Origin of the sequence: Moorena sp. SIO4A1, from assembly GCF_010672065.1 — a bacterium.
GTDB lineage: Bacteria > Cyanobacteriota > Cyanobacteriia > Cyanobacteriales > Coleofasciculaceae > Moorena.
Genome location: NZ_JAAHHX010000145.1, coordinates 1 through 5,407, shown reverse-complemented (window position 1 = coordinate 5,407; position 5,407 = coordinate 1). Strand labels below are relative to the sequence as shown.

The following is a 5,407-nucleotide window of genomic DNA, read 5'->3' as shown; positions in this document are numbered from 1 at the left end:
GCATGAGTGTGGGATGAATTTTGCACAGGGTCTCTTGGATTCGGCAAAGCCGACGCGGGGCGCGTTCGGGGAAACGAGCTATCAAGCTGTCTTAAAACTCAGACGAGGTCATCCCTCTTCGATTGGCCTCTTGCTCCAGTTGTCTTTTTTCAAAATCGGTAATCCTAACATATAGTATAATATTACTAGGTCGATATACGAGAGGACAAGTCAAATGAGAAGGGTGCATCCCGATTTTGCAGTGAGCATAAATACTCAAGTTCGGTTTTGAGCAATCAGAGCTAAGCTTTGAGAAGTTGACCTATAATCAGGTGAGTTCTGCGAATGGATGCTGACAAACATGCCCAAATCAAAGCCCACGCTCAAGCAATTGCCGCTTTGCTCTATGAAGAAACAGACCCCCAACAGGTTCAAACCCTCGCAGGCATAGAAGAAGCAGTTCGTGATCACATTCTCGAGTATGTCAGCCCAGAAATGGGAAATTTTTTATCCAAACCAGCAGCGGTACCTGCGCTGGACGCAAACGCAGTATCGACAGCATCCTCGGCAGATTGAGTGTCAGTGAGAAACAAGCTCAGAAACTTGATGTCAAACCCTACACAAGATGGAGTCCGTACCTTGAGAAGTGTTGTCTTCTGTTGAGCGCCAACGGGTCTTACGAGCGCGCCGCTTTTGACATCAAGGTGTTGACGGGTATGGCGGTTTCCCACAGCACTCAGCAACGTCTAGTTCATCGTCAAAACTTTGAATTGCCCCAAATAGAGCAACCAGTTGAAGAGCTGAGCGTAGATGGTGGAAAAGTTCGTTTACGCACCCCCAAAGGTGAGCCTTGTGTGTGGCGTGATTACAAAGGTGTGAATCTCCATGAACGTGTTGTGGGTGCTTTCTTTCACGAGAATGAAAGCTTAGTCAATTGGGTTAATCACCAGCCATTGGCAACCCCACTCACTTGTTTGGGGGATGGTCATGATGGCATTTGGAATATTTTTGCCGAGATTGGCAGGGACTCCCAGAGATGTGAGATTCTAGATTGGTATCACCTGATCGAGAACCTGGGTAAGGTCGGTGGCTCCCAACAGCGGCTGGATGCAGTGGAAGCTTGCTTGTGGAAAGGGGATGTCGATGGTGCGATTAAACAGTTCTTTGATTGGCAACACCAGCGGGTCAGCAACTTTATTGACTACCTCAACAAGCATCGGCATCGGATTGTCAACTATGGCTACTATCAAGCCGAGGGCATTTCCATTGGCTCAGGAGCAATCGAATCAACCGTCAAGCAATTGGGTCGGCGTATCAAGATTTCGGGGGCTCAGTGGGATGAGAGTAACGTCCCACAAGTCTTGAAGCATCGGTGTGCCTACCTCAACGGGCAATTTTCAACTTGAGTCTTACAAAACTGAGATGCACTCACTAGGCACTGCCCACCCTACGATTATCAATTTTGTACTGAACGATAAGAGAAACTAGCTTGTTTTAGCATTGATTTAAGTTATCTTATTTTCTTGGGCATTTAATTATTTTGGAAAAGTTATAGCGGTTTATATTCTAATGAGGTACAAATAATTTTCACCCTCTTGCCTCTTGCCTCTTGCCTCTTGCCTCTTACCTATTATCTGTTCCCTGTTCCCTGTTCCCTGTTCCCTGTTCCCTCAAAAAATGTACCTCACCTAATTTAAAACCGCTATACATCTTCATACAAAGCCTCAAGACTCGTACGAAAATCCACACTTTCTAGATGAATCTCACTACCTGGATCATAAAATTGTAATGTCCAAATTCCCTGGGCATTACGGCGGAAGCAGTCTAGACGTTGATGGTCTTGGCTAATTAGGACATATTCGACCAATGTGTCTAATTTTTGATAGTCATAAAATTTGTTCCCCCGGTCAAAGGCTTCGGTTTTGGGAGATAAAACTTCGACAATTAAACAAGCAGGGTAATCGCATCTAATTTGGTATAAATCGTACTTGACAAACTACAGGGAGTATAGGTATGATAGCCAGTCAGTGTTCAAGGTTGTCCCAGAGCGGATGTTGCGGTTAACCGTTGGATTTGCCAAGATTTGCATTCTCTAGTCAGTCATTATGGCAAAAGGCTTTGTGAAGGCTCAGCAGGAGCGTGAAGCGTTAATCTTGAAAAACAGTGTTCTGAAGCATTTTCAGCACTTGCGAGATCCCCGAGTGGAGCGAACCCAGAAACATTCCTTGGTGGCCATGATCACGATTGCCATTTTGGCGGTGCTCTCCGGTGCCGATGGGTTTGTGGCCATCGAAACCTACGGTAAAGCTAAGCAAGTGTGGCTGGAGACGTTTTTAGAGTTGCCCAATGGGATTCCGTCACACGATACCTTTGGTCGGGTGTTTGGTCTGCTAGACCCCCAGGAGCTCGAGACGAGTTTCTTGAGTTGGGTCAGCTGTATTACTGAGAAATTAGCCCTGAAGTTGATTCATATCGATGGCAAGACCACCAAAGGCTCCTATGACCGAGCTGGTCAACTGAAGGCGTTACAGAGTGTGAGTGCCTGGAGCAGTGAACATGGGCTGGTTTTAGCTCAGCAAAAAGTGGAGAGCAAATCCAATGAAATCACAGCAGTGCCGCTCCTGCTGCAATTGCTGAACCTCAAGGGGGCGGTAGTCACCCTTGATGCCATGGGCACCCAAATCGCCATAGCTCGGCAAATCAAGCAGGCAGAAGGCGACTATGTCTTGGCACTCAAAGGCAACCAGGGTCAGCTCAGCCAACAAGTAGAGGCTTGGTTCGAGCAAGCACAAGCCCACAACTGGCAGGGGATTGAGTACAGCTACGATGAAACCATAGACAGTGGACATCATCGCATAGAAACTCGCCAAGTTTGGGTCGTGCCCGTGAGTCAATTACCACCACTGCCTCGGCAAGGTCAATGGGCGGGCTTAGAGACGGTTGTCATGGTCAAGAGTACCCAGAAGTTATGGAACAAAACCAGGTTTGAAGTGCGGTTTTACATTAGCAGCCTGGAAGGCGATGCCCAGCGACACAACTCGGTGATTCGCTCCCATTGGAGTATTGAGAACAGTCTGCATTGGGTGCTTGATGTCACCTTTGGCGAAGATGCTAGTCGGATTCGTCAAGGATATGCGGCACAGAACCTGGGATTGTTGCGACGTTTAAGTGTTAGTTTACTCAAGCAGGTACCCTCCAAACAGAGTCTGAAGATGAAGCGTTACCGAGCTGGGATGGACAATAACTTCCTGATGGAAATCCTGGCTGCCAGTGCCGGTAAGTCAGGTGTTAGTCGTAGTTGATCACCACTGAGCAGGTGAGTTGGAAGAGGTAATCGAGGTCTGTGTTCTCGGTCAAGCCCTAGATCATAAACGCCGAACCGGTGCAAGACCACTCAATTAGTTGACTTTGGTCAGTTCAGAGGATAATCAAGTTTTAGGGAGTGTTAGAGCATTTTGAGGGTCGATTTAGATGCGATTACCCTGCTGATTATTGTGATATTTTTCCCTCTGTAATAAGGCCGATAATCGACAACTCTAGTCCCTCTTTTATAACGGCCATAAATGCGCTTTTTACCTAAGTTAAAATTTCATCCAAAAAGACTAGGTTTTTTACTAAAAAATTCGTAATTTTCTGCCAATAAAGACATCTTAATATAGCTACCCTTGACCTTTTGGCTTGACTAGCATATAGCGTTTTTTTTTTCGCGTTATGTTAAGTTTTTTTAAGATTAGACTCAAAGTAGTAATGTGGACAGTAATTTTTTTCTCTTTTTCAAGTATTTCCACCATTTCCGACAGAGTTAATGATGGATGCTCTGACAACATAGATTTGATAAATTCCGTGAATGGTTCTAGGGCGTGTCTGCAAAGTTAAAAGATCACCATGGAACTGTGATCGATATCACCAGCAACAGGAGAAAGAAGATTTCAACTAAAGCCAGAGTAATATAGAGGCAATAGTCAACATCGCTTGATAATTGATGGCATATTTCGCAATTTCTCAATAACCGCTGGTTGACAGATTGGATCAGCAATTTATCAGGCAGGGCTACCCACCAGTCCATGCTCTATAGCCTTTTGTCGAATCAAATCTGATAAGGGGGGGATTTTGCTAGCAGGGCGACAAAGGGGATTGAAAACTAGATAGGGCAAGCTCAATGGCACGTTTGCCCTGATTGTAATGGAGAATCCAACGACGATTAATTTGCAAAAGTTCAGACAAAGTTTGTTGGCACAATTGCTGTAGGCGGAGCCAATGATGAAGATGTTGACCAATATAAAAAGAGCTATGTCTACGTTGTGAGGTTGAGGAAGTTTCCGGTCGTGCTACATATTTTTGAATGCCAATACTCTTAATGTGCTGACCTTGGAGCAGGGCACTAGTATAAGCAATAGCAACGACAATAAGTAGTTTATTAAGCTGTTGATGTTTGAGCTTGGAGCCTTCAAGATTATAGCCACCTGATTTAAAATCTCGAAACATTTCCTCAATATCAAAACGCTTTTGGTAAGCTAGAATAGCTGTTTTTAAATCAACTAAGTTAGTTAAGATATACCAAGGTTCTTTTGTCTTAAAGCCTTTGTAGTTCCTTTTCCACTTAGCCGCAATATTGAAAGTCCCAAAGCCGGTTTGCGTCGCTCACCTGTCGGTCATTGATAAAAAGCTTCATCCCAGGAGTTAAACCCCACTCTCTTAGTTCCTTATATAACCCCTTTTTGACTTTAATCTTTGTATCGCATTTCTGTCTTAAACAAAAGTATGTCCCTTTTTCTGATAGCCAAAAGCCCAACTTCGGTGAACAAAATTCTCTATCTCCTAGCACACACACTATATACTCATCTATTTGCCCTAATAACAGCTCAATACTTTTCCCTAATACCTCTTGCTGTTCCTTGAGGTTACTACTTCCTTTTTTTGATAAAAAAATCCAATATACTGGCCATGCTCTGTGGTTCCAAATTATACTTACCATCAAGATATTTATTTCTCCCCAGCTTGTTCTGTCTAAGGCCAGATATATCGTATCGGAGGGTTTAAACATACTCCTTAATAGACACTTTACACAGGGAAACCAAATTTTCTCCACACCTAAGTTTTTATTTCTCAAGAAACGCCGTAATTTCTGCCGACGACTTTCAAACAAAATTGGGAATGGTAGTGCTTCGGCTAACCACTCTAACTTCACTTGTTTAAATAATTGAAGACTTGCTACAACTAGAGTTAGTAATAGATAAGTACTGCGGTTGAGTTCTTTTTCCAGGATTTTTTGGTATTCTTTTGCTATCATTTTCATGATAATGGGACTTTAGCAAAAATCAAGCCCAAATCAAGCCTAAACTCGCTTTATATCTTAAAAATACGTCCATATTTTCCTGCAGCCAACATACAAAACGGTAAGATATGGCACTCCGAAATGCCTCCAAAG

At 43.8% G+C, this 5,407-nt stretch carries 6 protein-coding genes; 2 read left to right on the top strand and 4 right to left on the bottom strand.

Annotated elements, in window-relative coordinates:
* Positions 1 to 324 precede the first annotated feature (324 nt).
* Positions 325 to 1,385, top strand: a protein-coding gene (locus tag F6K53_RS35035) for an ISKra4 family transposase (protein ID WP_293031417.1) whose coding sequence is annotated in 2 segments (ribosomal slippage) — positions 325 to 481 and positions 481 to 1,385 — 1,062 coding nt in all. Because the reading frame shifts where the segments join, the coding sequence is not laid out codon by codon here.
* Positions 1,386 to 1,681: 296 nt separating this feature from the next.
* Here the strand turns inward: F6K53_RS35035 and F6K53_RS35030 are convergent.
* On the bottom strand, positions 1,682 to 1,951 hold the full coding sequence (locus F6K53_RS35030) for a Uma2 family endonuclease (RefSeq protein ID WP_366511387.1): 270 nt from the start codon (positions 1,949 to 1,951) through the stop codon (positions 1,682 to 1,684).
* Positions 1,952 to 2,084: 133 nt separating this feature from the next.
* Here F6K53_RS35030 and F6K53_RS35025 point away from each other — a divergent pair, with 133 nt between their 5' ends.
* Positions 2,085 to 3,281, top strand: a complete 1,197-nt coding sequence (locus F6K53_RS35025) for an ISAs1 family transposase (protein WP_293073253.1) — start codon at positions 2,085 to 2,087, stop codon at positions 3,279 to 3,281.
* A gap of 357 nt (positions 3,282 to 3,638) precedes the next feature.
* On the opposite strand, the gene F6K53_RS35020 is transcribed toward F6K53_RS35025, so the two are convergent.
* The 3 genes from F6K53_RS35020 to F6K53_RS35010 all read right to left on the bottom strand — a co-directional run bounded on the left by F6K53_RS35020 (position 3,639) and on the right by F6K53_RS35010 (position 5,275).
* Positions 3,639 to 3,806 (bottom strand): hypothetical protein, encoded by a 168-nt coding sequence (locus F6K53_RS35020; protein WP_293083875.1) that lies wholly within the window; start codon positions 3,804 to 3,806, stop codon positions 3,639 to 3,641.
* Between the two features lie 286 nt (positions 3,807 to 4,092).
* Positions 4,093 to 4,464 carry a hypothetical protein gene (locus F6K53_RS35015; RefSeq protein ID WP_293030292.1) on the bottom strand — a complete coding sequence of 124 codons (372 nt, stop codon included), beginning with the start codon at positions 4,462 to 4,464 and terminating at the stop codon, positions 4,093 to 4,095.
* A 115-nt stretch (positions 4,465 to 4,579) separates the two neighbouring features.
* Positions 4,580 to 5,275 carry a hypothetical protein gene (locus F6K53_RS35010; RefSeq protein WP_293030295.1) on the bottom strand — a complete coding sequence of 232 codons (696 nt, stop codon included), beginning with the start codon at positions 5,273 to 5,275 and terminating at the stop codon, positions 4,580 to 4,582.
* Positions 5,276 to 5,407 lie beyond the last annotated feature (132 nt).